This is a genomic window from Burkholderia lata (assembly GCF_902499335.1).
Classification (GTDB): domain Bacteria; phylum Pseudomonadota; class Gammaproteobacteria; order Burkholderiales; family Burkholderiaceae; genus Burkholderia; species Burkholderia lata_B.
In genome coordinates this window covers 105,574-132,552 of sequence record NZ_CABVQK010000020.1, presented here as the reverse complement: position 1 = coordinate 132,552, position 26,979 = coordinate 105,574, and the positions used below count along the sequence as shown (strand labels likewise).

30 protein-coding genes are annotated in these 26,979 nt (G+C 68.2%); 19 read left to right on the top strand and 11 right to left on the bottom strand.

Annotated features, from left to right (window positions below; genetic code table 11):
• The first annotated feature begins 3 nt into the window (after nucleotides 1–3).
• Together pgl and BCO18175_RS36580 are read left to right on the top strand one after the other, a co-directional pair.
• Nucleotides 4–684, top strand: a complete 681-nt coding sequence (gene pgl, locus BCO18175_RS36585; RefSeq protein WP_174918259.1) for a 6-phosphogluconolactonase — start codon at nucleotides 4–6, stop codon at nucleotides 682–684.
• Entirely contained in the window at nucleotides 662–2,590 is a 1,929-nt protein-coding gene (locus tag BCO18175_RS36580) for a bifunctional transcriptional regulator/glucokinase (RefSeq protein WP_174988349.1), read from the top strand. Before pgl ends, BCO18175_RS36580 begins: the two co-directional genes overlap by 23 nt.
• A 98-nt stretch (nucleotides 2,591–2,688) precedes the next feature.
• Here BCO18175_RS36580 and BCO18175_RS36575 read toward each other — a convergent pair whose 3' ends face one another.
• Nucleotides 2,689–3,906 carry a Bcr/CflA family multidrug efflux MFS transporter gene (locus BCO18175_RS36575; RefSeq protein WP_174988346.1) on the bottom strand — a complete coding sequence of 406 codons (1,218 nt, stop codon included), beginning with the start codon at nucleotides 3,904–3,906 and terminating at the stop codon, nucleotides 2,689–2,691.
• A 248-nt stretch (nucleotides 3,907–4,154) separates the two neighbouring features.
• Here BCO18175_RS36575 and BCO18175_RS36570 point away from each other — a divergent pair, with 248 nt between their 5' ends.
• From BCO18175_RS36570 to BCO18175_RS36555, 4 genes are all read left to right on the top strand, one after another.
• Nucleotides 4,155–4,619 (top strand): hypothetical protein, encoded by a 465-nt coding sequence (locus BCO18175_RS36570; RefSeq protein WP_174988343.1) that lies wholly within the window; start codon nucleotides 4,155–4,157, stop codon nucleotides 4,617–4,619.
• A 175-nt stretch (nucleotides 4,620–4,794) separates the two neighbouring features.
• Nucleotides 4,795–6,078 (top strand): glutamate-1-semialdehyde 2,1-aminomutase, encoded by a 1,284-nt coding sequence (gene hemL, locus BCO18175_RS36565; protein ID WP_124545215.1) that lies wholly within the window; start codon nucleotides 4,795–4,797, stop codon nucleotides 6,076–6,078.
• A gap of 15 nt (nucleotides 6,079–6,093) precedes the next feature.
• Nucleotides 6,094–7,215, top strand: coding sequence for a bifunctional diaminohydroxyphosphoribosylaminopyrimidine deaminase/5-amino-6-(5-phosphoribosylamino)uracil reductase RibD (ribD, locus tag BCO18175_RS36560; protein ID WP_174988340.1), 1,122 nt, complete (start codon nucleotides 6,094–6,096; stop codon nucleotides 7,213–7,215).
• Nucleotides 7,216–7,229: 14 nt separating this feature from the next.
• Nucleotides 7,230–7,859, top strand: coding sequence for a riboflavin synthase (locus BCO18175_RS36555; protein ID WP_174988337.1), 630 nt, complete (start codon nucleotides 7,230–7,232; stop codon nucleotides 7,857–7,859).
• Nucleotides 7,860–7,931: 72 nt separating this feature from the next.
• Here the strand turns inward: BCO18175_RS36555 and BCO18175_RS36550 are convergent, their stop codons facing one another.
• Together BCO18175_RS36550 and BCO18175_RS36545 are read right to left on the bottom strand one after the other, a co-directional pair.
• A complete protein-coding gene (locus BCO18175_RS36550) occupies nucleotides 7,932–8,615 on the bottom strand; it encodes a GntR family transcriptional regulator (protein WP_174988334.1) in 684 nt (227 codons plus the stop codon).
• Entirely contained in the window at nucleotides 8,612–9,214 is a 603-nt protein-coding gene (locus tag BCO18175_RS36545) for an O-methyltransferase (RefSeq protein ID WP_174988332.1), read from the bottom strand. Before BCO18175_RS36545 ends, BCO18175_RS36550 begins: the two co-directional genes overlap by 4 nt.
• 271 nt (nucleotides 9,215–9,485) lie before the next feature.
• Between BCO18175_RS36545 and BCO18175_RS36540 the strand changes: the two genes are divergently transcribed.
• The 5 genes from BCO18175_RS36540 (at nucleotide 9,486) to BCO18175_RS36520 (ending at nucleotide 13,615) form a co-directional block, all read left to right on the top strand.
• Nucleotides 9,486–10,004 carry a DUF1993 domain-containing protein gene (locus tag BCO18175_RS36540; RefSeq protein WP_174988329.1) on the top strand — a complete coding sequence of 173 codons (519 nt, stop codon included), beginning with the start codon at nucleotides 9,486–9,488 and terminating at the stop codon, nucleotides 10,002–10,004.
• A 192-nt stretch (nucleotides 10,005–10,196) separates the two neighbouring features.
• Nucleotides 10,197–11,339 carry a bifunctional 3,4-dihydroxy-2-butanone-4-phosphate synthase/GTP cyclohydrolase II gene (gene ribBA / locus BCO18175_RS36535; protein WP_174988326.1) on the top strand — a complete coding sequence of 381 codons (1,143 nt, stop codon included), beginning with the start codon at nucleotides 10,197–10,199 and terminating at the stop codon, nucleotides 11,337–11,339.
• Nucleotides 11,340–11,392: 53 nt separating this feature from the next.
• The gene (gene ribH, locus BCO18175_RS36530) at nucleotides 11,393–11,911 is read left to right on the top strand and encodes a 6,7-dimethyl-8-ribityllumazine synthase (RefSeq protein ID WP_011351235.1); all 519 of its coding nucleotides are present in this window, start codon (nucleotides 11,393–11,395) and stop codon (nucleotides 11,909–11,911) included.
• Nucleotides 11,908–12,345: a transcription antitermination factor NusB gene (nusB, locus tag BCO18175_RS36525; protein ID WP_021157083.1), complete on the top strand. Its 438-nt coding sequence runs from the start codon at nucleotides 11,908–11,910 to the stop codon at nucleotides 12,343–12,345. The genes ribH and nusB overlap by 4 nt, the downstream gene beginning before the upstream one ends.
• Before the next feature lie 73 nt (nucleotides 12,346–12,418).
• A complete protein-coding gene (locus tag BCO18175_RS36520; RefSeq protein WP_174988323.1) occupies nucleotides 12,419–13,615 on the top strand; it encodes a pyridoxal phosphate-dependent aminotransferase in 1,197 nt (398 codons plus the stop codon).
• A gap of 100 nt (nucleotides 13,616–13,715) precedes the next feature.
• On the opposite strand, the gene BCO18175_RS36515 is transcribed toward BCO18175_RS36520, so the two are convergent.
• Nucleotides 13,716–14,816, bottom strand: coding sequence for a transglycosylase SLT domain-containing protein (locus tag BCO18175_RS36515; RefSeq protein WP_174988320.1), 1,101 nt, complete (start codon nucleotides 14,814–14,816; stop codon nucleotides 13,716–13,718).
• Nucleotides 14,817–15,247: 431 nt separating this feature from the next.
• Nucleotides 15,248–15,442, bottom strand: coding sequence for a hypothetical protein (locus BCO18175_RS36510; protein WP_174988317.1), 195 nt, complete (start codon nucleotides 15,440–15,442; stop codon nucleotides 15,248–15,250).
• Here BCO18175_RS36510 and BCO18175_RS36505 point away from each other — a divergent pair.
• Together BCO18175_RS36505 and BCO18175_RS36500 are read left to right on the top strand one after the other, a co-directional pair.
• Nucleotides 15,414–16,970: a UbiD family decarboxylase gene (locus tag BCO18175_RS36505; RefSeq protein WP_174988314.1), complete on the top strand. Its 1,557-nt coding sequence runs from the start codon at nucleotides 15,414–15,416 to the stop codon at nucleotides 16,968–16,970. The two genes, BCO18175_RS36510 and BCO18175_RS36505, sit on opposite strands and share 29 nt — an antisense overlap.
• A 58-nt stretch (nucleotides 16,971–17,028) precedes the next feature.
• The gene (locus tag BCO18175_RS36500) at nucleotides 17,029–17,697 is read left to right on the top strand and encodes a LysE family translocator (protein WP_174988311.1); all 669 of its coding nucleotides are present in this window, start codon (nucleotides 17,029–17,031) and stop codon (nucleotides 17,695–17,697) included.
• A 124-nt stretch (nucleotides 17,698–17,821) separates the two neighbouring features.
• Here BCO18175_RS36500 and BCO18175_RS36495 read toward each other — a convergent pair whose 3' ends face one another.
• Nucleotides 17,822–18,127 (bottom strand): hypothetical protein, encoded by a 306-nt coding sequence (locus tag BCO18175_RS36495; protein WP_027783774.1) that lies wholly within the window; start codon nucleotides 18,125–18,127, stop codon nucleotides 17,822–17,824.
• A 516-nt stretch (nucleotides 18,128–18,643) separates the two neighbouring features.
• Between BCO18175_RS36495 and BCO18175_RS36490 the strand changes: the two genes are divergently transcribed.
• Both BCO18175_RS36490 and BCO18175_RS36485 read left to right on the top strand, forming a co-directional pair.
• A complete protein-coding gene (locus BCO18175_RS36490) occupies nucleotides 18,644–19,573 on the top strand; it encodes a Rossmann-like and DUF2520 domain-containing protein (protein WP_174988308.1) in 930 nt (309 codons plus the stop codon).
• A gap of 75 nt (nucleotides 19,574–19,648) precedes the next feature.
• Complete coding sequence (locus BCO18175_RS36485; RefSeq protein ID WP_174918239.1) at nucleotides 19,649–20,212, top strand: YggT family protein; 564 nt, start codon at nucleotides 19,649–19,651, stop codon at nucleotides 20,210–20,212.
• 9 nt (nucleotides 20,213–20,221) lie between these two features.
• Here the strand turns inward: BCO18175_RS36485 and BCO18175_RS36480 are convergent, their stop codons facing one another.
• Together BCO18175_RS36480 and crcB are read right to left on the bottom strand one after the other, a co-directional pair.
• Nucleotides 20,222–20,572, bottom strand: a complete 351-nt coding sequence (locus BCO18175_RS36480) for a DUF190 domain-containing protein (RefSeq protein WP_174918238.1) — start codon at nucleotides 20,570–20,572, stop codon at nucleotides 20,222–20,224.
• Between the two features lie 23 nt (nucleotides 20,573–20,595).
• Nucleotides 20,596–20,982: a fluoride efflux transporter CrcB gene (gene crcB / locus BCO18175_RS36475; RefSeq protein WP_174988305.1), complete on the bottom strand. Its 387-nt coding sequence runs from the start codon at nucleotides 20,980–20,982 to the stop codon at nucleotides 20,596–20,598.
• Nucleotides 20,983–21,388: 406 nt separating this feature from the next.
• On the opposite strand from crcB, the gene BCO18175_RS36470 reads away from it, so the two are divergent.
• Nucleotides 21,389–22,600 (top strand): S53 family peptidase, encoded by a 1,212-nt coding sequence (locus BCO18175_RS36470; protein ID WP_174988302.1) that lies wholly within the window; start codon nucleotides 21,389–21,391, stop codon nucleotides 22,598–22,600.
• A gap of 37 nt (nucleotides 22,601–22,637) precedes the next feature.
• Here BCO18175_RS36470 and BCO18175_RS36465 read toward each other — a convergent pair whose 3' ends face one another.
• The 3 genes from BCO18175_RS36465 to BCO18175_RS36455 all read right to left on the bottom strand — a co-directional run bounded on the left by BCO18175_RS36465 (nucleotide 22,638) and on the right by BCO18175_RS36455 (nucleotide 24,671).
• Entirely contained in the window at nucleotides 22,638–23,510 is an 873-nt protein-coding gene (locus BCO18175_RS36465) for an SIR2 family NAD-dependent protein deacylase (RefSeq protein ID WP_174988299.1), read from the bottom strand.
• Between the two features lie 184 nt (nucleotides 23,511–23,694).
• Nucleotides 23,695–24,075 carry a DUF4406 domain-containing protein gene (locus tag BCO18175_RS36460; RefSeq protein ID WP_174988296.1) on the bottom strand — a complete coding sequence of 127 codons (381 nt, stop codon included), beginning with the start codon at nucleotides 24,073–24,075 and terminating at the stop codon, nucleotides 23,695–23,697.
• Nucleotides 24,072–24,671: an NUDIX domain-containing protein gene (locus BCO18175_RS36455; protein WP_174988293.1), complete on the bottom strand. Its 600-nt coding sequence runs from the start codon at nucleotides 24,669–24,671 to the stop codon at nucleotides 24,072–24,074. The genes BCO18175_RS36460 and BCO18175_RS36455 overlap by 4 nt, the downstream gene beginning before the upstream one ends.
• 81 nt (nucleotides 24,672–24,752) lie before the next feature.
• On the opposite strand from BCO18175_RS36455, the gene BCO18175_RS36450 reads away from it, so the two are divergent.
• From BCO18175_RS36450 to BCO18175_RS36440, 3 genes are all read left to right on the top strand, one after another.
• Nucleotides 24,753–25,508 (top strand): DeoR/GlpR family DNA-binding transcription regulator, encoded by a 756-nt coding sequence (locus BCO18175_RS36450; protein WP_174918232.1) that lies wholly within the window; start codon nucleotides 24,753–24,755, stop codon nucleotides 25,506–25,508.
• 262 nt (nucleotides 25,509–25,770) lie between these two features.
• Entirely contained in the window at nucleotides 25,771–26,382 is a 612-nt protein-coding gene (locus BCO18175_RS36445; protein WP_174988290.1) for a chromate transporter, read from the top strand.
• Nucleotides 26,379–26,918 carry a chromate transporter gene (locus BCO18175_RS36440; RefSeq protein ID WP_174988287.1) on the top strand — a complete coding sequence of 180 codons (540 nt, stop codon included), beginning with the start codon at nucleotides 26,379–26,381 and terminating at the stop codon, nucleotides 26,916–26,918. Before BCO18175_RS36445 ends, BCO18175_RS36440 begins: the two co-directional genes overlap by 4 nt.
• Nucleotides 26,919–26,979: the final 61 nt, after the last annotated feature.

Sequence of the window (26,979 nt, the reverse complement as noted above, 5' to 3'; positions counted from 1 at the left end):
GATGTGATCGAGATTCACGCTTTCGACACCCAGGAAGCGCAAAGCGAAGCGCTCGCGCGCGCCGTCGGCGATGCGCTGCGCGCCGCGCTCGCCGGCCCAGCGCGCCCGACGCTCGCGGTGTCCGGCGGCACGAGCCCGCGCCCGTTCCTGCAAACGCTGTCGCACGCGGCGCTCGACTGGGCCGGCGTCGACGTGACGCTGGTCGACGACCGCTGGGTGCCGGAGGACGACGCAGCCAGCAACGCGCACCTCGTGCGCGACACGCTGCTGCAGCATGCAGCAGCCCCTGCCCGCTTCCTGCCGCTCGTCGACACGCGCGCCGCGCTCGACGCGCACGTCGCCGCGCTGAACGCGAACGCCGACTACCGCGTACCGAGCGTCGCGGTGCTCGGCATGGGCGAGGACGGCCATACCGCGTCGATCTTCGCCGATGCGCCCGAATGGGATCACGCGATCGCGACGCCCGAGCGTTTCGTCGCCGTCCATCCCGGCGCCGCGCCGCATGCGCGCGTGAGCTTCTCGCTCGATGCGCTCAAGCGCGTCGACCGGCTGTTCCTTCTGATCGCGGGCGAACGCAAGCGCGCGGTGCTCGATGCCGCGGCCGCATCGCTGCAGAAGAACGCGATTTCCCAACTGGCCAACGACAAGGGGACCCAGCTCGATGTCTACTGGTGCGCAAAGTAAGGCGGCCGTCGCACGCCAGCATGCCGACGGTCCGCGCCTGCTCGCGGACGTCGGCGGCACCAACGCGCGCTTCGCGCTGGAAATCGGCCCGGGCGACATCACGCAGATCCGCGTGTATCCCGGCGCCGACTATCCGACGCTCACCGACGCGATCCGCAAATACCTGAAGGACGTGAAGATCAGCCGCGTGAATCACGCGGCGATCGCGATCGCCAATCCGGTCGACGGCGACCAGGTCACGATGACCAACCACGACTGGAGCTTCTCGATCGAGGCGACGCGCCGTGCGCTCGGCTTCGACACGCTGCTCGTCGTCAACGATTTCACCGCGCTCGCCATGGCGCTGCCGGGCCTGACCGACGCGCAGCGCGTGCAGGTCGGCGGCGGCACGCGCCGTCAGAACAGCGTGATCGGGCTGCTCGGGCCCGGCACCGGGCTCGGCGTGTCGGGGCTGATTCCGGCCGACGATCGCTGGATCGCGCTCGGCAGCGAAGGCGGCCACGCGTCGTTCGCGCCGCAGGACGAGCGCGAGGACCTGGTGCTGCAGTACGCGCGCAAGAAGTTTCCGCACGTGTCGTTCGAACGCGTGTGCGCGGGGCCCGGCATGGAGATCATCTATCGCGCGCTCGCCGCGCGCGACAAGAAGCGAGTCGCCGCGACCGTCGACACGGTCGAGATCGTCGAACGCGCACATGCGGGCGACGCGCTCGCGCTCGAGACGGTCGAGTGCTTCTGCGGGATTCTCGGCGCGTTCGCGGGCAGCGTCGCGCTGACGCTCGGCGCGCTTGGCGGCGTGTACATCGGCGGCGGTGTCGCGCTGAAGCTCGGCGAACTGTTCACGCGCTCGTCGTTCCGCGCGCGCTTCGAGGCGAAGGGCCGCTTCACGCACTACCTCGAGAACATCCCGACCTACCTGATCACCGCCGAATACCCGGCGTTCCTCGGCGTGTCGGCGATCCTCGCGGAGCAGTTGTCGAACCGCTCGGGCGGTGCGTCGTCGGCGGTGTTCGAACGGATCCGCCAGATGCGCGACGCACTGACGCCGGCCGAGCGCCGCGTCGCCGATCTCGCGCTGAATCATCCGCGCTCGATCATCAACGACCCGATCGTCGACATCGCGCGCAAGGCCGACGTGAGCCAGCCGACGGTGATCCGATTCTGCCGCTCGCTCGGCTGCCAGGGGCTGTCGGACTTCAAGCTGAAGCTCGCCACCGGCCTCACCGGCACGATCCCGATGAGCCACAGCCAGGTGCATCTCGGCGACACGGCCACCGACTTCGGCGCGAAGGTGCTCGACAACACGGTGTCCGCGATCCTGCAGCTGCGCGAGCACCTGAATTTCGAGCACGTCGAGAACGCGATCGAAATCCTGAACGGCGCGCGTCGCATCGAGTTCTACGGGCTCGGCAACTCGAACATCGTCGCGCAGGACGCGCATTACAAGTTCTTCCGCTTCGGGATCCCGACGATCGCGTACGGCGACCTGTACATGCAGGCCGCGTCGGCCGCGCTGCTCGGCAAGGGCGACGTGATCGTCGCGGTGTCGAAGTCGGGGCGCGCGCCCGAGCTGCTGCGCGTGCTCGACGTCGCGATGCAGGCCGGCGCGAAGGTGATCGCGATCACGTCGAGCAACACGCCGCTCGCGAAGCGTGCGACCGTCGCGCTCGAAACCGACCACATCGAGATGCGCGAGTCGCAGCTGTCGATGATCTCGCGGATCCTGCATCTGCTGATGATCGACATCCTCGCGGTCGGCGTCGCGATCCGCCGTGCGTCGACGAACGGCGAGGTGCCCGAGGCCGTCGCGCAAGCGAAGGCGCGCGCGAACGACGACGAAACGGCCGACGTGCTCGACTGGCTGAGCCACGGCGCATCGCCGGCGGCGAAGGACGTCGCGCGGGATTGACGCGCGGCGCGGCGTCGGCCGCTTCCCGCGTCCCAATGAAAAACGCCACCGGCGCTTCGCGCGCGGTGGCGTTTTTCGTTCTGCCGCCGGGCTGGCGGTCAGGCGCCCGCTGGCACGGGCCGGCCGTGCCAGCGCAACACCAGGTAGCGTCCGGCGAAGCACAGCACGCCCGACACGCCGATCGTCACGCCCATCGCGAACGGCGTGCCGTCCGCGAGTGCGCCGATCGCGACGCTCGCGAGCGCGCCGAGCGCCAGCTGCATCGCGCCGAACACGGCCGCCGACGCGCCCGCGTTGTGCGGATAGCGATGCATGAGGTCGGTCGTGCAGTTCGCGGACAGGATCCCGACCACGCCGACGACGAAGAACAGGCACACGACGATCGACCACAGCCCGCCCCACCCCGTCAGCGCGACGAGCGCGACCGCAAGCGATGCGATGCAGCTCACGAGCGACGCGGCCGCGATGATGCGCAGCGAACCGATGCGGCCGACGAGCCGCGTGTTCGCGAAGTTGCCGATCATGATGCCGACGACGTTCAGGCCGAACAGCAGCCCGTAGTGCTGCGGCGACACATGGAAATACTCGATGTACACGAACGGTGTGGCGGTGATGTACGAGAACATCGACGCAAATGCCATCCCGCCGCACAGCATGTGCCCCCATGCGACCGGATCGGACAGGATGCGCCCGTACGACGCGAACGACGCGAGCACGGCCGCGCTCTTGCGCCGCTCCTTCGGCCAGGTTTCGGGCACACGCAGGTACGCGGTCGCCGCGCACACCGCGCCGAACACGGCCAGCACGACGAACACGCCGCGCCAGCCGGAGAACCGCAGGATCTGTCCGCCGATCAGCGGCGCGAGCAATGGCCCGACCGCGGTAACGATCGCGACCATCGACAGCACCTTCGCCGCGTCGGTCGGCTCGTGCGCATCACGCGCGATCGCACGCGACAGCACCGACGCGGCGCCCGCGCCGAGCGCCTGCAGGAAGCGCACGATGATCAGCATGTCGATCGAGGTCGACACGAAGCAGCCGATACTCGCAAGCGTGAACAGCGCGATGCCGCCGAGCAGCACGGGGCGTCGGCCCCACGTGTCGGACAGCGGGCCGTACAGCAGCATGCCGACCGAGAAGCCGGCCATGAAGCTCGTGAGCGTGCGCTGCGCGGCGCCGGGGCTGACGGAGAAGCCGTCGGCGATCGACGGCAGGCTCGGCAGGTACATGTCGGTAGCGATCGGCCCGCAGGCGGCGAGCGCGCCGAGCAACAGGATCAGCCGGGCATCTGGCCGGCGTCGGATGACGTGAGACATGGGTATCCGGAATGGAGCCCGCGCGCATCAGGGCGCGCGTGGCGGTGAAGACGGGAGGCCGCGTCGCGAACGGCGCGCCCAGGCCCATGATTGTACGCGCAACTTTTTTGCGTGCTGACGGCTCCAGTGCACGGCGGGCCGAAAAGTACCGGCGCGGCGCCCGCCACACGGGATCGAGCGCGGAGATTCGATTAAGCTTGCAGCTCCTCGCCCCTCTTGTCTGACCAATACGACACACGATCGAACCGATGACCGCTTTCCTGTTGATCTGGAGCCCCAAGAAATGGCCGTGGCCCGAACTGCCCGACGTCGCCGCGCGCGTGAAGGCCGGCGAGGCCGTGCATGACGTGTGGGGCTGCGGCTTCGCGCGCGGCATCCTGCCGGGCGACCGCGTGTTCCTGCATCGCGTCGCGAAGGAGCCCAAGGGCGTGTTCGGTTCCGGCTACGTGACGCGCGCGCCGTACGAGGTGCCCGATCCGGCGACGAAGCGCGGCTACCGGCTGTGCATCGACTTCGTGTACGACTGGCTGGTCGACGCGCACCAGGACGTCGTGATCACGCGCGACGCGCTGCGCGTCCATCCGTACTCGGTGCAGACCTGGGACGCGCAAAGCTCGGGCACGGTGATCAAGCCGATGGTCGAAGGCCCGCTCGAGAAGCGCTGGGCCGAGCTGACCGGCAAGCGCAAGCCGCCACCGTTGCCGGGTCGATAACGGGGCCGAATCGCCCCTCCTCCTTCCCGGCCCGCGCCATCCCTCACGCGCCGAAAGGCCGCAGACCGCGCCGCGGGCCCGCCGCGCGCGTCTCCGGTACAATCAGACGATCGTTCCGCCCAGGCGCCGCGGCCCGTGCACAGGCCCCCGCGCCCTTCTCTCGCAGGTTTCGTCCATGTCCAACAATCAGATCCTCTTCGAACGCGCCCAGAAGACCATTCCCGGCGGCGTCAACTCGCCGGTGCGCGCATTCCGTTCGGTCGGCGGCACGCCGCGCTTCGTCGCGCGCGCGCAAGGTCCGTATTTCTGGGATGCCGACGGCAAGCAGTACATCGACTACATCGGCTCGTGGGGCCCGATGATCGTCGGCCACGTCCATCCGGAAGTGCTGTCGGCCGTGCAGAATGTACTTGCCGACGGCTTCTCGTTCGGCGCGCCGACCGAAGCCGAGATCGAGATCGCCGAGGAAATCTGCAAGCTCGTGCCGTCGATCGAACAGGTGCGGATGGTGTCGAGCGGCACCGAGGCCACGATGAGCGCGCTGCGTCTCGCGCGCGGCTTCACGGGCCGCAGCCGCATCGTCAAGTTCGAAGGCTGCTACCACGGCCACGCGGACAGCCTGCTCGTGAAGGCCGGCTCGGGCCTGCTGACGTTCGGCAACCCGACGTCGGCCGGCGTGCCTGCGGACATCGCGAAGCACACGACCGTCCTCGAATACAACAACGTCGCCGCGCTCGAAGAAGCATTCGGCGCGTTCGGCGACGAAATCGCCGCCGTGATCGTCGAGCCGGTCGCGGGCAACATGAACCTCGTGCGCGGCACGCCCGAATTCCTGAACGCGCTGCGCGCGCTGTGCACGAAGCACGGCGCCGTGCTGATCTTCGACGAAGTGATGTGCGGGTTCCGCGTCGCGCTCGGCGGCGCGCAGGCGTACTACGGGATCACGGCCGACCTCACCTGCCTCGGCAAGGTGATCGGCGGCGGGATGCCGGCTGCCGCGTTCGGCGGCCGCCGCGACATCATGGCCCACCTCGCGCCGCTCGGCGGCGTCTACCAGGCCGGCACGCTGTCGGGCAACCCGATCGCGGTCGCCGCGGGCCTGAAGACGCTGCAGCTGATCCAGGCGCCCGGCTTCTACGACGCGCTCGCCGCGCAGACGAAGCGCCTCGCCGACGGCCTCGCGGCCGAAGCGCGCGCGGCCGGCGTGCCGTTCGCGGCCGACTCGATCGGCGCGATGTTCGGTCTCTACTTCGCCGAACGCGTGCCGACCAGCTTCGCCGAAGTGACGAAGAGCGACACCGAGCGCTTCAACCGCTTCTTCCACCTGATGCTCGACGAAGGCGTGTATTTCGCACCGTCCGCGTACGAGGCCGGCTTCGTGTCGAGCACGCACGACGACGCGGTGATCGACGCGACGCTCGCGGCCGCACGCCGCGCCTTCGCGGCACTCGCTGCCTGACCCGGGTCCGCGCGCATGTTCTCGGATATCGATTTCGCCCACATGCAGCGCGCGCTCACGCTCGCCGCGCGCGGCATGTATACGACGGCGCCGAACCCGCGTGTCGGCTGCGTGATCGTCAAGGACGGCGACGTGATCGGCGAAGGCTTCACGCAGCCGGCCGGCCAGGATCACGCGGAAGTGCAGGCGCTGAAGGACGCACGTGCACGCGGCTACGACGTCGCCGGTTCGACCGTCTACGTGACGCTCGAACCGTGCAGCCATTTCGGCCGCACGCCGCCGTGCGCGAATGCGCTGATCGACGCGCGCGTCGCGAAGGTCGTCGCCGCGATGGAAGACCCGAACCCGCAGGTATCGGGGCGCGGCCTCGGGATGCTGCGCGACGCGGGCATCGACGTGCGCTGCGGGCTGCTCGCGCATGAAGCGGGCGAGCTGAACATCGGCTTCGTGTCGCGGATGACGCGCGGCCGCCCGTGGGTGCGGATGAAGACCGCCGCGTCGCTCGACGGCCGCACCGCGCTGCCGTCCGGCGAAAGCCAGTGGATCACCGGCGAGGCCGCGCGCCTCGACGGGCACGCGTGGCGTGCGCGCGCCTGCGCGATCCTCACCGGCATCGGCACCGTGCGTGAAGACAACCCGCTGCTGACCGTGCGCGGCATCGATACGCCGCGCCAGCCGCAGCGCATCCTGGTGGACAGCCGCCTCGACCTGCCGCTCGACGCGCGGCTGCTCGAAGGCGCGCCGCTGCTGATCTTCTGCGGCCGGCTCGACGCCGCCGGCGAAGTGCGCGCGAACGTGCTGAAGTCACGCGGCGCGGAAATCGTGCCGCTCGCGAATGCGCTCGGCAAGGTCGACCTGCCCGCGATGCTGGCGGCGCTCGGCGCGCGCGGCGTCAACGAATTGCACGTCGAGGCCGGCCACAAGCTGAACGGCTCGCTGCTGCGCGAGCAGTGCGTCGACGAATTGCTCGTCTACCTCGCGCCGAGCCTGCTGGGCGCCGATGCGGCCGGCATGTTCGACCTCGCGGCGCCGGCGAGCCTCGAGGCGCGCACGCGGCTGTCGTTCCACGGGTTCGAGCGGGTCGGCGACGACCTGCGGATCCTCGCGCGCTTCACGCCGCCCGACGCCACTCACTGAACGGGATCGTCACGATGTTTACCGGAATTGTCGCGGCGGTCGGCCGTATCGAATCGATCCAGCCGCTCGGCGCGTCGGCCGATGCCGGCGTGCGTCTCACCGTGCTGGCCGGCGAGCTCGATCTCGCCGATGTGGCGCTCGGCGACAGCATCGCGATCCAGGGCGCGTGCATGACGGTGATCGAAAAGACCGACGCGTCGTTCGACGTCGACGTGTCGCGCGAAAGCCTGAACCGCACGGTCGGCCTCGCGGCACCCGGCGACGTGAACCTCGAGAAGGCGTTGCGCGCGCACGACCGCCTCGGCGGGCACATCGTGTCGGGTCACGTGGACGGCCTCGGCACCGTGTCGCGCTTCGCGCCGGTCGGCGAGTCGCACGAACTGCGCATCGTCGCGCCGCGCGAGCTCGGCCGCTATCTCGCGTACAAGGGGTCGATCACGGTCAACGGCGTGAGCCTGACCGTCAACACGATCGACGATCGCGCGGACGGCTGCGAGTTCTCGATCAACCTGATTCCGCATACGGTCGAGGTCACGACGCTTCGCCACGTGAAGGCCGGCGACAAGGTCAATCTCGAGGTCGACATGATTGCGCGATACGTCGAGCGAATGCTGTCGACGTCACAGGGCGTGCATCAGGACTGATCGCGCGGGCGGCCCCCGAAGCACGGTCGGCCGCCGCTTTTCTCCATCCTTCGCGCCATCGCCCGCAGGCGATCACGCCTCTGCCTCCTCCCCTCCCGCGCGCGCCAGAATCGTCCCGAGCAACTGCCGCACATGCTCGCGTGCCGCGCGCTCCGCACCTTCCGCATCGCCCTTCGCGATCATGTCGAACACCTGCCGGTGTTCGGCAACATTCCCGCCCAGTCGTACCCAATCGCCCATCGGACTCGCGCCGCCCGAACACATCGTCTGCACCTGCGCATACAGCGCCCTGAGCGACGTCTCGATCGTCGTGTTGCGTGCGGTGGCAAGCAGCCCGTGGTGAAAGTCGAGGTTGGCGATGCGGTAGGCATCGCCGTCGCGCGTGTCGACCGCGGTTGCCTGGCGCGTCAACGCTTCGTCCAGCGCCGCGTGATCGTCGGGCGTCATGCGCTGGGCCGCCAGGCGCGCGGCCATGCCCTCGAGCGCCTCCCGCGCCTCGAAGACGGCCACGATCCGCGCACGGTCGAACGCGATGACGAACACGCCCTGGCGCGGCACGACCTGCAGCAACCCCTCGGCTTCCAGGCGCGAGACCGCTGCCCACACTGGAGAGCGGCTGATGCCGAGATCGCGCGACAGCGCCTCGATGCTGATCTTCTCGCCTGCCGCGAAGCGCGCTTCGTCGACCAGCATCTCGCGGATCGCCCCGTACGCGTCGCGCCCCAGTGTCGTGCGTTCGAGTGTGGCCCGCGTCATGCGAACCGCCGGCGACGTGCGATGTGGAGCCCCTTGCCGACCGGCACGATCGTCGTGTCGAACTGCCTCGATGCGTCGACCGCGGCGAGATAGCCGGCGATTTCGTCCGGATGGGACAACGCGTTGTCCGCGACGAGCAGCGCGTCGGCCGTCAGCTTCGGCAACAGGTGCGCGAGCTGCTGCGGCGCGCTCACCCGGTCGGCGTCGAAGAACACGCAGTCGAACGGGCCCGTCGCGGCCGCGCAGACCTGCGTCGCATCGCCTTCGATCACCTGCGCCCAATCCTGCAGCGACGCCGCGCGCAGGTTGGCCCTCGCCTGCTCGGCCTTGTCGGGCGAGTACTCGACGGTAACGAGCGGCTGCCCGTCCGTTTCGCGCAGGGCATGGGCGAGCCAGATCGCGCTATAGCCGTTGGACGTGCCGATCTCGAGCACGCGCCGGCGCCGTGCGCCGGTGACGAGCAGGTACAGCAGTTCGGCCGTGGCCGGCTCGAGGTTGAGCATCTTGCGGCTGCGGTCGTCCATCCGCGCATCGTTTTCCTGGCCGAAGGACGCCAGCCGGGCAAGGACGGCCGACGCGACGCGGTCGAGTTCGATCATGTGGGTCTCCGTTGCTTCATATTTCATGTTTCGTGTTTCATGATACGACTTTTTACGGATCGACGCGTGATGCCGGTGAGGCCCGGTATTCCGGTGCAATCGTGACGACTGCATCGCGTCGACTGGCCAGTCGCACAGCCGACACCCGGCCGAATGGCCAACGACGCGCATGGGTCATGCCGCCGCGCTAAGATGCGTCGACAGCGGTTTCAACGCCGCAACGCACGGCGCACCGCGTACCGGCCACCCTCTTCCTCAAGGAGTCGTCCCCATGTCCATCTCGATGTATCAGGCTTCCGTGCCCGTGCTGATCCGTGGCCTGTCCAACCTGCAGCACATCCTCGGCAAGGCGCAGGCACACGCGGCCGAAAAGCAGATCGATCCGTCGGTGTTCGTCGGCGCCCGCCTGTACCCGGACATGCTGCCGCTCGTTCGCCAGGTCTACATCGCGACCGACACGGCCAAGGGCTGCGCCGCGCGCCTCGCCGATGTCGAGATCCCGAGCTACCCGGACGTCGAGCAGACCTTCGACGAACTGCACGCCCGCATCCAGAAGACGATCGACTACCTGAAAAGCTTCGACGCCGCGCAGATCGACGGCAGCGAGGCGCGCCAGATCGTGCTGAAGATGCGCGTCGGCCCGATCGAGTTCAGCGGCCAGTCGTACCTGCTGAATTTCGTGCTGCCCAATTTCTTCTTCCACGTGACGACCGCGTACGACATCCTGCGCCACAGCGGCGTCGAGCTCGGCAAGCTCGATTACCTGGGCGGGCGCGACCAGCAAGCCTGACGCGCAGCCGGGCGAAGCCCGGCCTGCTACCGTCCGCACCCGCGTGCAGGTTGCGCGCCACAGCCGCCCAGACCTGCCGCGCAGGCCGGCCACGGCGCTTTCCGGAGCGCTTGCCGGCCGCGCGCGGCGCATGCCAGCCGAAACGCCGTCCGGCTGGCGTAAAATACGCACTTTCCTCTTTCTCGCCCCCTTATGACGCTCGCCTCCACGCTCGACATCATCGCCGAGCTGAAAGCCGGCCGGATGGTGATCCTGGTCGACGAAGAAGACCGCGAAAACGAGGGCGACCTCGTGATCGCCGCCGAATTCGTCACGCCGGAAGCGATCAACTTCATGGCCAAGTTCGGCCGCGGCCTGGTTTGTCTGACGTTGACGCAGGAACGCTGCAAGCAGCTGCACCTGCCGCTGATGACCTACCGCAACGGCACGCAGTACGGCACCGCCTTCACGGTCAGCATCGAAGCGGCCGAAGGCGTGACGACCGGCATCTCGGCCGCCGACCGTGCGCACACGATCGCCACGGCGGTCGCGCACGACGTGCGCCCCGAGCACATCGTGCAGCCGGGCCACGTGTTCCCGATCATGGCGCAGCCGGGCGGCGTGCTCGTGCGTGCGGGCCACACCGAAGCGGGTTGCGACTTCACCGCGCTCGCGGGCCTCACGCCGGCCGCGGTGATCTGCGAGATCATCAAGGACGACGGCACGATGGCGCGCCTGCCCGACCTGATCGAGTTCGCGCAGGAACACAACCTGAAGATCGGCACGATCGCCGACCTGATCCAGTACCGCAGCCGCACCGAATCGATCATCGAGCGGATCGCCGAGCGCACGATGCAGACCGCGCACGGCACGTTCCGCGCGGTGCTGTACCGCGACCAGCCGAGCGGCTCGCCGCACATCGCGCTGGTGCGCGGTGCGCCGTCGCCCGACGTCGATACGCCGGTGCGCGTGCACGAGCCGCTGTCGGTGCTCGACCTGCTCGAGACGGGCGTGTCGACGCACTCGTGGACGCTCGACGCCGCGATGCGCGAGATCGCGGAGCGCGACCTCGGCGTGATCGTGCTGCTCAACTGCGGCGACACGAAGGAACACCTGATCGACGTCTTCAAGGCGTTCGACGAGGAAGAAAAGGCCGCTGCGCTGAAGCGCCGGCCGGTTGATTTCAAGACGTTCGGCATCGGCGCACAGATCCTGCGCGATGTCGGCGTCAGCAAGATGCAGGTGCTGTCGAATCCGCGCAAGCTGGGCAGCATGTCCGGCTACGGCCTGGAAGTCACGGGCTTCATTCCGATGCCCGGCGGCGAAGCCAAGTCCTGCCCGGCGTCCAACGCGTAACCCGCCACGGCGCTTTCGCCCAATAACCGTTCATCCACACCACGGACAAGATCATGGAAATCGGACAATACCAACCGAATCTCGAAGGCGACGGCCTGCGTATCGGCATCGTGCAATCGCGCTTCAACGAGCCCGTGTGCAACGGCCTCGCCGACGCGTGCGTCGAGGAACTGGAGCGCCTCGGCGTCACCGGTGAAGACGTGCTGCTCGTGTCGGTTCCCGGCGCGCTGGAAATCCCGCTCGCGCTGCAGAAACTCGCGGAAAGCGGCCAGTTCGACGCGCTGATCGCGCTCGGCGCGGTGATCCGCGGCGAGACCTACCACTTCGAACTCGTGTCGAACGAGAGCGGCGCGGGCATCACCCGCATCGGCCTCGACTTCAACCTGCCGATCGCGAACGCGGTCCTGACGACCGAAAACGACGAGCAGGCCGTCGCGCGCATGACCGAAAAGGGTCGTGACGCCGCACGCGTCGCCGTCGAGATGGCCAACCTGACGATGGCACTCGACCAGCTCGGCGATGACGACGAGGACGAAGAGGAAGACGAAGACGACGAAGAGGAGCGCGCATGAAGAAGAGCGCCCGCCGACAATCGCGCGAGCTGGCGACGCAGGGGCTGTATCAGTGGCTGCTGTCGAACGCGTCCTCCGGTGAGATCGACGCGCAACTGCGCGGCGCGCTCGGTTACGACAAGGCTGACAAGGAGCTGCTCGACGCGATCCTGCACGGCGTGATCCGCGAGCACGCCACGCTCGTCGAAGCACTGACGCCGTCGCTCGACCGCCCGATCGACCAGCTGTCGCCGGTCGAACGCGCCGTGCTGCTGATCGCGACGTTCGAGCTCACGCACCACGTCGAAACGCCGTACCGCGTGATCATCAACGAAGCTGTCGAACTCGCGAAGACGTTCGGCGGCTCCGACGGCTACAAGTACGTGAACGGCGTGCTCGACAAGCTCGCCGCGAAGCTGCGCCCCGCCGAAACGCAGGCGCGCCGCAACGGCTGATACCGTTGGTCCGGAACGGGCGCGCATGCGCCCGTTTTTTCTTTTGTCTCGCCTCCCTCGCCCTGCCCGCCCGATGAATACCGCCACCGATTCGCTCGTCAGACTCGCCGCACGCGTCGACGCGATCCAGCCCTTCTACGTGATGGAACTGATGAAGGAGGCACAGCGTCTCGAGTCCTCCGGGCGCGATGTTATCCACATGGGCATCGGCGAGCCGGATTTCACCGCGCCGGAGCCGGTCGTCGAAGCGGCCGCGGCCGCGCTGCGCCGCGGCGTCACGCAATATACGAGCGCGCTCGGCATTGCACCGCTGCGCGAGGCGATCGCCGCGCACTACGCGCGCGCCTACGGCCTCACGATCAGTCCGGAACGGATCGTCGTGACGGCCGGCGCATCAGCCGCGCTGCTGCTCGCGTGCCTCGCGCTCGTCGGGCGTGACGACGAGGTGCTGATGCCCGACCCGTCGTATCCGTGCAACCGGCACTTCGTCGCGGCGGCCGAAGGCCGCGCGGTGCTCGTGCCGAGCGGCCCGGACGCGCGCTTCCAGCTCACCGAGGACGACGTCCGCACGCGCTGGGGCGACCGCACGCGCGGCGTGCTGCTCGCCTCGCCGTCGAACCCGACCGGCACGTCGCTCGAACCGGACGAGCTGAAGCGGATCGTCGAAGCCGTGCGCGCACGCGGCGGCTTCACGATCGTCGACGAGATCTACCAGGGGCTCAGCTACGACGCGGCGCCCGTGTCGGCGCTGTCGTTCGGCGACGACGTCGTCACCGTGAACAGCTTCTCCAAGTATTTCAGCATGACGGGCTGGCGGCTCGGCTGGCTGGTCGTGCCGCCTGCGCTGGTCGGCACGTTCGAAAAGCTGGCGCAGAACCTGTTCATCTGCCCGTCCGCGCTCGCACAGCACGCGGCGCTCGCGTGCTTCGAGCCGGCCGCACTCGACATCTACGAAGCGCGCCGGCTCGAATTCAAGCGCCGCCGCGACTTCATCGCACCGGCGCTCGAACGGCTCGGCTTCACGGTGCCCGTGATGCCGGACGGCGCGTTCTACGTGTATGCGCACTGCGGCGGCGTCGCCCACCCGGCCGCCGGCGACAGCGCCGCGCTCACGACGGCGATGCTGCACGACGCAGGAGTCGTGCTGGTGCCCGGCATGGACTTCGGTGTCCATGCACCGCGCGACTATATCCGGCTGTCCTATGCGACCGCCTACTCGCGGCTCGAGGAAGCGGTCGAACGCCTCGCGACGCTGTTCGGGCAGCACTGACACGCGGCTGGCGCGGCGGCCACTCCGCCCACCGCAAAAAAGAAAAGGCACCCGGATCGGGTGCCTTTTTCATTTTCTGCCGGCTGGAGCCGCGCGCAAGTTACGCGCCGAGCTCCGAACGATCGCCGTGCGACTGCTTCGCGGTATCGACGCTCGCGTCGTCCTGCGACGCGGCTTCCTTCGATGCAGTCGACTTCGCCGAGGTTTCGAGCGTCGCATGCACGCGCTTCGCGCCGCCTGCTGCTGCCGTCACGGCCGCGGCCGTGACGATCGGCTTAGCCGGCGCCTGCGGCGCATTGACCGGCACGCTACGGCCACGCGCGACGTCACGCAGGCGACCGCGCTCGGCCATCACCTTCGAACCGTAGCCGTTGTCCTCGGGGTTCGTCGACCCGTTGTACATGCGCAGGCCGTTCGCGAGCGAGCCGCCACGTGCGATGCAGTCCTTCAGCACGAGTGCGCCGACCTGGAGGTTCGCGAGCGGCTGCAGCGCGGTATCGGTGCCGCCGAAATACTCGAACTTGTCGGAATGGACCTTCGACATGACTTGCATCAGGCCCTTCGCGCCGACGCCGCTTTCGGCGTACGGGTTGAAGCCCGACTCGATCGCCATCACGGACAGCAGCAGCAGCGGATCGAGGCCGACGTCGCGGCCGGTCTGGAACGCAGCCTTGACGAGCTGGCCGAGCGGCTCCTGTGCGACGCGGTAACGGCGCGACAGGTAGGTCGCGACGAGCGCCTGTTCGCGATTCGATGCGAGCGCACGGTCGTCACGCGCATCGGCCGCCACGCGCTGGGTCGGGATCAGCTTCGCAAGCGCGACGGGCGACGGGCCGTTGGACGCATCACCCTGCGTGGCGGCGGCTTCCGGTGCGACGTCGAGGCCGACCGCAAGCGCGTCCGTTTCAGGGCCGTTGTCTTCCTGCTGCGGCTGCGCGCCGGCGGGCGCGAAGTTCGGCAGCGGATGGCCGGTCAGCAGACGGGCCGGGCCGGCTTGCACGGCCGCGGATACGACCGGCATCAGCTTCGCGGCGAGCGTGCCGCGGACGGTTGGCAGCAGCCACAGTGCAAGCGCAACTGCGACAGCGAGACAGCCGACAACGCTGAATAGATGGTGACTGACACGCGTCCCGCGACGCAGCATGCTGCGCACGAACTGCGCATGCTGCTCACTAGGACGCCACGATAACCAAGCGTTCATTCAGATCATCTCCCATGAACATGACTCGTGCGGCTCGCTCAGCTCGATGGCGAGACAGGTAACGCGCCGCGGAATCACGACGCCGCACGCTTTGGTTGGGGCGTGCAAGCATCGGGGAAACGGTATAAGTACCGTTCGAGGCCACGGTGTAAGAGGGCCGGCACCTTCGCACACTGGGCGAGGCGGGCATACGCGGTGGCACCCACGCAAAAACCAGCGTCCTGGGGGCGCTGGCTGTGACTACAACTAAAGGCCGTCGGATACGCCGTGCAGGTTTCGGCGGACGGTGACGCGCTGCGTCAAAGATCGGTGATTGGCGGCTCGAAGCCTTTTACCCTGCAGCCAATGTGAGCGGATTCTAGCAGGGTTTTATAGATCGTCAACACTATAAAACATTGAAATCATAACAAAAAGTAATTTAAAGGCGCTCTTCAGATCGCGAGCCCCGTGCCGTAGGGGGTTTGCGCGCGGTCGACTTTTTTCTCCGCCGGGCGGGCATGCGGCAGCGCGGGTAAAATCGTCGGTCGATTCGGGGTCGCAGCCGGCCGCTGCACCCGCCCATCGCTGCCCGCCTTGCGGGTGGCCCGGACCATCTTCATGAAATACAAAGACTTACGCGATTTCATCCAGCGCCTCGAGGCGCTCGGCGAACTGCGGCGCGTCACGCAGCCCGTGTCGCCCGTGCTCGAAATGACCGAGCTGTGCGACCGCGTGCTGCGCGCCGGCGGCCCTGCGCTGCTGTTCAACGCACCGACCGGCTACGACTTCCCGGTGCTCGGCAACCTGTTCGGCACGCCGCGCCGCGTCGCGCTCGGGATGGGCGTCGATGCAGGCGACGACGCCGCGCTCGGTTCGCTGCGCGATCTCGGGCGCCTGCTGTCCGCGCTGAAGGAACCCGATCCGCCGAAGAGCCTGAAGGACGCCGGCAAGCTGCTGTCGCTCGCGAAGGCCGTGTGGGACATGGCGCCGAAATCGGTGTCGTCGCCACCGTGCCAGGAGATCGTCTGGGAAGGCGCCGACGTCGACCTGAACCGGCTACCGATCCAGACCTGCTGGCCCGGCGACGCGGGGCCGCTCGTCACGTGGGGCCTGACGGTCACGCGCGGGCCGAACAAGTCGCGGCAGAACCTCGGGATCTACCGCCAGCAACTGATCGGCCGCAACAAGCTGATCATGCGCTGGCTCGCGCATCGCGGCGGCGCGCTCGACTTCCGCGAGTTCGCGCTGCAGAACCCCGGCAAGCCGTATCCGGTCGCGGTCGTGCTCGGTGCCGATCCGGCCACGACGCTTGGCGCGGTGACGCCCGTGCCCGATTCGCTGTCCGAATACCAGTTCGCCGGCCTGCTGCGCGGCAGCCGCACGGAGCTCGCGAAGTGCCTGACGCCCGGCGTCGACACGCTGCAGGTGCCCGCGCGCGCGGAGATCGTGCTCGAAGGCTTCATTTATCCGCAGGAAGGCTCGCCCGCCCCCGCTCCAGCCGGCGCACCGCCGCGCCCGGCCGGCAATGCATCGGCCAAGTACGAGCACGCGCTCGAAGGTCCGTACGGCGACCACACCGGCTATTACAACGAGCAGGAGTGGTTCCCGGTGTTCACCGTCGAGCGCATCACGATGCGCCGCGATGCGATCTACCACTCGACCTACACGGGCAAGCCGCCCGACGAGCCCGCGGTGCTCGGCGTCGCGCTCAACGAAGTGTTCGTGCCGCTGCTGCAGAAGCAGTTCACCGAGATCACCGACTTCTACCTGCCGCCCGAAGGCTGCAGCTACCGGATGGCCATCGTCCAGATGAAGAAGAGCTACGCGGGCCACGCGAAGCGCGTGATGTTCGGCGTGTGGAGCTTCCTGCGTCAGTTCATGTATACGAAGTTCATCGTGGTCGTCGACGAAGACGTGAACATCCGCGACTGGAAGGAAGTGATCTGGGCGATCACGACGCGCGTCGACCCCGTGCGCGACACCGTGATGGTCGACAGCACGCCGATCGACTATCTCGACTTCGCGTCGCCGGTTGCCGGCCTCGGTTCGAAGATGGGGCTCGACGCGACCAACAAGTGGCCCGGCGAAACCAACCGCGAATGGGGCCGCCCGATCGAGATGGATGCCGCCGTGAAGGCGCGCGTCGACCGGCTCTGGCAGGAGATCGGTCTCTGACACCATGCGGCCGGCGCCTGCCGGCCCATGGCGTGCCATTGCTACAAGAACAACGCAGATGACCTTTCCGCCCGCCTCCATGCTGTCCGACGGCTTCTTTCTGTCGCTGTCGCTGTGTCTCGACATCGGCCTCGTAAACGTCGCGATGCTGTCGCTGACGCTGTCGCACGGCTTCCGGCCGGGCTTCTGGCTCGGCATCGGCTCCTGCGTCGGCGATCTCGTCTACGCGGCGCTCGCGCTCGCGGGGATGGCCGTGCTGCTGCAGTTCGAGCCGGTGCGCTGGATCGTGTGGATCGGCGGCGGTGCGGTACTGCTGTTCCTCACGTGGAAGATGGCGCGCGAAGCGCTCACGCCGGCCAAGGCGAACGGCGACGATGCCGAGGACACGCAGCAACCGCGCGCCAACGCGCGGCGCAGTTTCCTGCGCGGGATGCTGCTCGCGATGTCGTCGCCGAGCGCGATCCTGTGGTTCGCGGCGGTCGGCGGCGCGCTGATCGCGAAAGCCGGCGCGACCACGCCGGCCACCGCGTCGGTGTTCCTGTCCGGCTTTTTCCTCGGCGGCCTCGCGTGGACGCTCTTCATGTGCACGCTCGCAAGCCAGGGCCGCAAGCGCGCGGGCGCCGGGCTGATGCGCGCGTGTCACGTCGCGTCGGCGCTGCTGTTCGCGTATTTCTCGTACAGCGTGATCGTCGGTGGTTACCGCGACCTGATCGTGCACGCGGTGTAATCGAGGCCAGCCTGCATGGGCCGCGAGCCGATGCCGGGCGGCGGCCCCAAAAGAAAAACGGCGCAGCGCCCCACTCGGGACGTTGCGCCGTTTCGCCAAGCGCGGTCAAGCCGCGCGGCATAAATCAGCGACGCCAGTAGCCGTGATGGCCCCAGCCGCCGTAACCATGACGCCAGTACGGACGGCCATAGTAGCCACCATAGCCGCCGACGACCACGGCGGGCGGCGGTGCATAGTAGGCCGGCGCCGGTGCGTAATAGACGGGCGGAGGCGGCGGCGCGTAGTACACGGGCGGCGGCGGTGCATAGACGGGATACGCGGGCGCGACCGGGATACCGATGCCGACCCCGATCGACACGTGAGCCTGCGCGGCGCTTGCGGCACCCAGGCCCAGCGCGGCGGCGGCGATGAACGGAATGAGCTTTTTCACTTCGATTCTCCTGCTGGAGCGGTATTTTATGCGCCCCTGTCGGCAACGGCGGGCATGCACGTCGCATGGAAGCAATGTAGCGAAAACCCGCCCCTCACGTGTCGTGCATTTGTTGCAAATTGCAATTGCACGCGGCCGGCGCCGCCGTGCGGCGTGGCTTGCAGCGCCTGCGGCGACCCTTGCGGGCCGCGCGATTCCGTCCGACGAGTCGGGTCGCAACATCCTGGCCGGTCAGTCTTACCGGATACGGCGCGCGCAGCGGGCACGCAACCGTAATGAACGATTACAAATTTGAGACAAGATGCCGACATTTCAATCCGGATACGGGTGCGATATGTTTCGGGGTCGGATTCCAGGATCGTGAATCGACCGTGACGCCAGGCGTCGATACACGCTCGATACCGCGCCGCATACCGGTCAGCCAGGCACTTGCCTGCATGGAAATGGCCCTTTCGCGGCCCCGCCGTCATTCCTGCGATACTGGCGGTTGCTTCGTTTTCGCTTACGCCCGCTGCCATGTCCCTCCCCGACACACCCCGCCTCGGCTTCATCGGCGCCGGCCGTCTCGCGCGCTGCGTCGCGCAGCGCTTCGCGCAGGCCGGCTTCCCGGTCGTCGCGATCGCGAGCCGCACGCCCGCATCGGCCGCGGCGCTGGCCGCGCGCATCGACGGCTGCCAGGCGGTCGACTCGCCGCAGCAGGTCGCCGACGCCGCCGACCTGATCTTCCTGACGGTGCCCGACGACCATCTCGCATCGACCGCCGCGGCGCTGCACTTCGATGCTTCGCGCGCGACGCAGCAGGCCGTCGTTCACTGCAGCGGCGCGTCGGCGGTCGCACTGCTCGATCCGGCGAAGGAGCAAGGCGCAGCTACCGGCGGCTTCCATCCGCTCTACCTGTTCGGCGGCACCGACGCCGACCTCGCCCGCATCGACGGCTGCTCGGTCACGATCGAAGCCGACGGCGCGTTGCATGCGACGCTGATGCGACTTGCTGCCGCACTCGGCTGCCATCCGCTGTCGATTCCGGCCGGCGGCCGGATGCTCTATCACGCGGCCGCGCACTACGCGGCGAGCTTCGCGCTGTGCGGGCTGGCGGAAGCGGTCGAGCTGTGGCGCGGCCTCGGTTTCGACGAGGAAGCCGCGCTGCGCGCGCTGCTGCCGATGCTGGCCGGCACGATCGAGACCGCGCGCGACAAGGGGCTCGCGAATGCGCTCTCCGGCCCGGTGTCGCGCGGCGATACGGGCATCGTCGAACGCCAGTTGGCACTGCTTGAAACGCGCGGCGGCGATCACGCGACGCTGTATGCGCTGCTGACCCGCCGCGCGGTCGCGCTCGCGGCGCAGCGCGCCACACCGCCGGCATCGCTGCCGGCGCTCGCCGAAGCCGTCGAAACGTCGCTCGCGCGCACCGCCGCGCACCCCTCCCCGTCGCGAGACGAGGCGTGATAAGGTGTCGGCCGATGCGCCGCCAACCGGCGTTGGCGGCCGCACGCTACTGACTGTATAAAAAGGATGCCAACGATGTTCGGCGAGATCGCCCGTTTTCTGCTCAATACCGTCTTCACGCTGTTCGGCGCCGCGCTGATCCTGCGCGTCTGGATGCAGGCCGTCCGCGTGCCACCGTACAACCCCGTCACGCAGGCCGTGCTGCAGGCGACCAACTGGCTCGTACTGCCGCTGCGCCGCGTGATCGCGGGCGTGCGCGGCATCGACTGGGCCAGCGTCGTCGCCGCGCTGCTCACCGCGCTTGTCTACGTCGTGCTGATGGTCGTGATGGCCGGCTTCGACCCGGCGTCGGTAATCGCGACGCTCGTCGTGGTCGCGCTGCTCACCGTCGTGAAGTGGGCGCTCAATCTCGTGATCTGGATGACGATCCTGATGGCGCTGCTGTCGTGGCTCAACCCGCGTTCGCCAGCGATGCCGATCCTCTTCCAGCTCACCGCGCCGTTCCTGAACCCGCTGCGCCGCGTCATCCCGAATCTCGGCGGCATCGACCTGTCGCCGATCCTGCTGTTCGTGATCGTGCAGGTGCTGCTGATGATCGTCACGCGCGCCGCCGTGTCGCTGACGATGTTCGGTATCTGACGCCGTACCCTACGCCGCCGGCCCCTGCGCCGGCGGTGCGTCAAGCGTGTCGATCACGCCGAAGCGCGCCGGCATCATCGCGTAGCACACGCGCACCTTCTCGTGCGACAGCCGGTCGAGCAAGCGCTGCGCCTCGTCCTCGGTGACGATGAATTCGATCTCGATCGCGAGCGATCCCTGCAGTTCGAAGAAGCGGTCCTCGTGCAGCACGCGATGCTGGCCGAACCCGGCCATCGCGCGAAACGCGGAACCGCCCGCGACGCCCATCCGGTTCGCCTCCTCCAGCAGCCATTCCCACAACGGTTTCCAGTGCAGCCGGTGCTTCTCGTGCACATAGAAGCGCAGGAAGATCTTGTCCATCGCACCCTCCGATGGCGGCACGCTCAGGCCGCCGCGAGCCATACGCGCGCGGTCCACATGCCGAGCGCCGTCAGCGCGAACGATCCAGTCAAGTGTAGGGCAGCCACCGCAAACGCCCATCCGAATTCGCCCTGCACCGCATGCGTCATCACTTCGACCGAATAGGTCGAGAACGTCGTGAGGCCGCCGAGAAAGCCCGTGATCACGAACAGCCGCCACTCGGGCGGCAACCCGACGCGGGTCGTGAACACGACGACGGCGATACCGATCACGTAGCCGCCGATCAGGTTCGCGGCGAGCGTGCCGAGCGGCACGGCGGGAAAGAATTCGTTGAGCGCGAGACTCAGGAACCAGCGCAGCAACGCGCCGAGCCCGGCGCCGACGAAGATCGCGACGATCGAATAGAACAAGGGCACTCCTCACTGGCGCCGCCGCGTAGCGGACGCGGCCTACGCTGAACTGTATGCGGAATCGCGCCACGCCGGCAATGCCGGCGCGCCGGGCCCGCGAGCGCCGGATCGTGTCGCCATAGCGCGATGCGTTTCATTATTTCCATGCGTGCACCGCACGTCGATATTTTCCAAACAATTACATCTGACATTACGAATCCATTTTGAATCGACCGAATATTTATCGGCTTTTCAAAAATCGATAAAGCGATTCGATCCGGCGCGGACTAACCCTTAAGAAAGGCGTGCTCCACGTACTTTCCCTTATCAGACATTCCCGCAGCCGGCCGATATTCCGTGCAATTGACTCAGTTGATTTCGTAGAATTATTTCGCCAATCCACTCCATCGACATGGAGACTCGAAAAATGAACAATATCCGCCTGTCATCCATGTTGATTCCGGCGCTGTGCGCGTCGCTGCTCGCATCGGGCGTCGCACTCGCCGACGGCAACGGGCCACCGTCCTACGTCGAGGGCAATCGTGCACCGAAAGGTTTCGCACGCCCGCCGTTCCACACGAAGCCGCGTGCGAGCACGGCCGCGATCGCCGGCCTCACGCCGGCACTCACCCGGCATGCCTACGGCTTCGACGCGATCGCCAACCAGGGCGACGGGATGACCGTCGCGATCGTCGACGCATACGACGACCCGAAGATCGAGTCCGATCTCGGCGTGTTCAGCAACGCGTTCTCGCTGCCGGCCTGCACGTCGTCGAACGGCTGTTTCACCAAGGTATACGCACACGGTACGCGGCCCAAGGCGGATTCGGGCTGGTCGCTCGAGATATCGCTCGACGTCGAATGGGTGCATGCGATCGCGCCGAAGGCGAAAATCGTGCTCGTCGAGGCCGCATCTGCCAGCTTCAGCGACCTGCTGGCCGCAGTCGACGTCGCGGTGAAGCGCGGCGCGTCGGTCGTGTCGATGAGTTTCGGCGGCAACGAATTCAGCAGCGAGGCCGGCTTCGACAGCCACTTCAACGTCGCGGGTGTCACGTTCGTCGCGTCGTCCGGCGACAGCGGCACCGGGACCGAGTACCCGGCGGCATCGCCCTACGTGATGTCGGTCGGCGGCACGACGCTGTCGTCCGATGCTGCCGGCAACTATGTCGGCGAAGCCGCATGGAGCGGCAGCGGCGGCGGCGTGAGCACGACCGAGGCCGAGCCGGCCGGCCAGACCGCGTGGCCGATTCCGGTGGCCGGCAAGCGCGGCGTGCCCGACGTCAGCTACGACGCGAATCCGTCCAGCGGCTTCGCCGTGTACGACTCGGTCACCTATCAGGGGCAGGCCGGCTGGTTCGAGGTCGGCGGTACGAGCGCAGGCGCGCCGCAATGGTCGGCGCTCGTCGCGATCGCCAATTCGCTGCGCACGGCGGCCGGCAAGAAATCGTTGAACGGTACCTACGACGCGCTTTATACGGTCGGCAAAAACGCGTACGGCAGCAACTTTCACGACGTGACGACCGGGTCCAACGGCAGTTGCGGCAGCATCTGCAGCGCAGCGGGCAGCTACGACTACGTGACCGGCCTCGGTTCACCCATCGCGCCGGCGCTCGTGCAGGCGCTCGTCGCGCAACCGTAACTGCGCGGTCGTCGCCGGTCGGCCAGTGGCGCGGTGCTTAGTCGCCGTGCCAGGCGAGATCGAGCGCACTCAGTGTCGCGAGCGCGCCGCCCTTCAAGCCGATCACGTCCGCACGGCGCGCATGCGCTTCGCGTGCGTTGATGCGGATCACGTCGGCGCCGAGCCGTTCGCTCAGCAGGCGCACGGTCGGAATCGCGGTGCCGGCGCCGATCTCGACCACGGCGACCCGCCCGGCTTGCGCGATCCAGTCTTCCAGCGCGCGCTCCTGCGCGTCGTAGCGCGCACCGAGCCAGCCGGTGTCGCCGAACATCAGGATGTTCGGCCGCGCGAGGCCACCGCAGTGCGGGCAGCGCGGCATGTCGCCGACGAGGCGGCAGGTGGCTTCGTCGACGTCCGGCACGAACGGCGCCGCATCCCACGTATCGTCCGAACAGGGGCGCAGGCACTGCATCACATGGATCGAACCGTGGATCTCGACGATCCGCGCCGGATCGAAGCCGGCTTTCTGGAACTGGCCGTCGACGTTGCTCGTCAGCACGAAGCCGCCGTTCGGCATCGCGTCGATCCAGCGGCGCAGGATCGCGAAGCCCGCATGCGGCACCGTCGCTCGGTAGAGCGCGAGACGGTGCCCGTAGAAGCCCCACGCGAGAGGCGAGCGCGCTCGGAACGCGTGCGGCGATGCGATCTCGTGGAATTCGAAACGCTCATGGCGCAGCGCCGGATACGCGCGCCAGAACCCGTCCGTGCCGCGAAAATCGGGCAGCCCGGAATCGACGCCGATACCGGCGCCGGCCGTCACGAGCAATGCGTCGGCGCGCGCGAGCGCAGCAACGGCGGAGGCGACAAGATCGGCGGGTAGTTGCGCAGCGGCGGCAGCAGCTGTGGAGTCAGCGGAATCGGAAAACGACATGATGAGGCGGCGGTAGCGTCGAGCGGTGCGCGGGTGGCGTCGCGATCATACGCCGGTTGGCGCGCAGCGCGGCATGCGCGATGCAACGGCATGACGTGATGCTTGCACAGCCGCGGGCAATGCAGGCGGCCTAGCGATGCGGGGAGCCGCCGGTGCGGCCGTGGCCAGACGCCTCCCCGCCTGCTCAGCTATCCGAATCGTCCTGCGCGACCGGAATTTCTTCGGCCGCGAAATAGACCGGCTTGCCGAGCTGCCTTGCAAGACCGACGTCCATGTCCGCCCCACGCGACGCGCCATCGATACGCAGCACCGCATCGCAGCGGCGCAGCAGCCGGTGCGCGGCCGGATACAGGAACGCCTCGCTGATCGCGTCGCCGACCTGTCGCGACCCGGCCGCGACGGCGAGCGGCAGCGACACCCACTCGCCGATCATCGGCATGTGCCCGCGGCGATACACGGCGAGCGCAGCCTCCTCCAGCCGGCCCAGGTTCGCGGCGATGCGCGCGGGGTCGCCATCCGTGCCGCTGCGATAGGGGCCGGCGACCAGCACGAGCAGCGGCGTCATGCCAGGCGCGCGCCGGCGGTTTCCCGCAGCGCGACGTACTGGAGCAGCATGATCGTCTTCGCATCGACGATCTCGCCGCGCTCGACCGCGTCCAGCGCAGCCTGCAGCGGCATCTCGACGACCTCGAGATCCTCGCCCTCTTCCGCGACGCCGCCGCCGTCGCCGGTGCGCAGCGACGCATCGTATTCGCCGACGAAGAAATGCAGCTTCTCCGTCACCGAGCCCGGGCTCATGAACGCCTCGAACACCTTGCGCACGTCGCGCACGCGAAAGCCGGTTTCCTCCTCGGCTTCCGCGCGGATGCGCGCTTCGGGTGTCGCGTCGTCGAGCAGGCCGGCGGCGGCCTCGAGCAGCATGCCGTCGTGCCCGCTGACGAATGCCGGCATCCGGAACTGCCGCGTCAGCAGCACGTCGCCCGTCTCGGCGTTGCGCAGCAGGATCGTCGCGCCGTTGCCGCGATCGTAGGTCTCGCGGCTCAGGCGCTGCCACGTTCCGTCGCGGCGCAGGAAATCGAACGTCACCTTCTTCAGCACATACCAGTCATCGGACAGCACCGTCGTATCGACGATGCGGACACGGTCCCGCGTTGCAGCCATTCCAGCCTCCGGTTCGACAAAAGACGGCGCCCATGGTAACGTGCATATTCGTGCAATTTCAAGAAAATTCGTGCAAATCAGATGCTGACGACACAACGCAAGAAAGCGATCCTCGACGCACTCGCGCGCGACGGCCAGGTGCTGGCGGTGGAGCTGAGCGTGCAATTCGGCGTGTCCGAAGACACGGTCCGCCGCGACCTGCGCGAGCTTGCGGCCGAAGGCCTGCTGCAGCGCGTGCACGGTGGCGCGCTGCCGGCGTCGCCGGCCGTTGCGCCGTTCGCGCAGCGCGAGGCGCTCGAGACGGCCGAAAAGCGGCGCATCGCGCGGCGGGCCGCGGAGATGATCGCGCCGGGGCAGGTGGCGATCGTCGACGGCGGCACGACCTCGGCGCTACTCGTCAGCCAGTTGCCGGCCGACCTGCGCGCGACGATCGTCACGCACAGCCCGAGTGTCGCGGTCGCGCTCGCGGCGCATCCGTCGATCGACGTGATCCTGATCGGCGGGCGGCTCTACAAGCATTCGATCGTCGCCGTCGGCGCGGCGGCCATGGAGGGCATTGCACGCATCCATGCGGACCTGTACTTCATGGGCGTCACGGGCGTGCATCCGGTCGCGGGGCTCAGCACCGGCGATTTCGAGGAAGCGGCGATCAAGCGCGCGCTGGCCGAACGCGCGGCCGAGACGGTCGTGCTCGCGTCGCAGTCGAAGCTGCGCGCGGCGTCGCAATTCGTGATCGGCGAAATCACGCTGGCGCATACCGTGGTGGTCGAAAAGGAAACCGACGCCGCGCTGACGAAGCCGATCGAGGCGGCTGGGGTGACGGTCGTGCGCGCGTAGCGGCGACGGGGTACGCCCGCGAGGGATTTGCGGATTTGCGGATTTGCGGATTTGCGGATTTGCGGATTTGCGGATTTGCGGATTTGCGGATGTGCGGGGTGTGCGGGTTTGCTGGGTGTGCCGGTTTGCCGGATGCGCCTGAACGCGCCCGTCGACTCGGCGGCGGGCTTTTATCGCGTCGCCGCCGAGCCCATGTCAGCGGGCTGACAGGGTCCGCTTGCTAACATGAGCGACCGTCCAACCGCCACGCGCCGCCCGCCCGATGCCGCCGCCCTCCGCCACCACCTCGCCTGCGCCGCCTGCTGGCGATGCACCACCGCCCGGCGTGCTCGCGCTGTTCATCGTGTTCTCGCAGATCGGCCTGACCAGCTTCGGCGGCGGGCTCAGCGGCCGGATGATGCGCGACTTCGTGTACGAGCGGCGCTGGCTCGACGAGGAGGCGTTCCTCAACGGCCTCGCGCTGTCGCAGGCGCTGCCGGGCGTCAACGTGAAGAACCTCGCGATCTGGATCGGCTACCGGCTCGCCGGATGGCGCGGCGCCGTGGCCGGCTTCACCGGCATCATCGCGCCGCCGGCCGTGCTGATCGTGCTGTTCGGCATCGGCTTCTCTACCCTCACGCGCTTTCCGCTCACGCATGTCGCGCTCGCCGGCGCCGCGGCCGCGGCGATCGGGCTGTCGATCTCGATGGCGATCACCGCCGTGCGCCGGCTGCCGCGCCGCGCGCTGCCGTTCGCGGTGATGGCGCTCACCTTCGTGTCGGTTGCGGTGCTGCACTGGCCGCTCGTATGGACCGTGCTGATCGGCGGCACGCTGAGCGTCGCGCTCGAATACCGCCGCGCGGCCGCAACACCGGCCGGGAACGACTCGCCATGACCGCATCGCAACGCTACGCCGCGCTGTTCGGCGTGTTCGCGCCGCTGTCGATCGCGACGATCGGCGGCGGACAGGCGATCATCGCCGACATCCAGCGGCAGGTGGTCGACGTGCATCACTGGATGACCGCCACGCAATTCGTGAACGATTTCGCGATCGCGCGCATGGCGCCGGGCCCCGGCTCGCTGCTGGCGACACTGATCGGCTGGCAGGTGGCCGGCTTCTGGGGCGCGGTGATCGCGACGCTCGCGCTGTTCGGCCCGACTGCGTTCCTGATCTACGGCGTCGCGCATCTGTGGCGGCGGCATCAGGGCGCGCGCTGGCAGATCGCGCTCGAGGCCGGCCTGCGCCCGGTCGCGGCCGGCATGATCCTCGCGTCGGTGTGGGTGCTGCTGCAGGCGCTCGACGGCGGCTGGGCCGCGCGCGCGATCGCGGCCGCGTCGACGCTGTGCGTGATGTATACGCGCATTCACGCGCTGCTGCTGATCGCGATCGGCGCGCTGCTGCTCGTCGGCGTGCACGCGCTCGGCATGTGAAACGCGGCGACGCGCTCGCGAAGGCGAAGGTGGCGGTGGCGGTGGCGGCTGCGAACAAAGC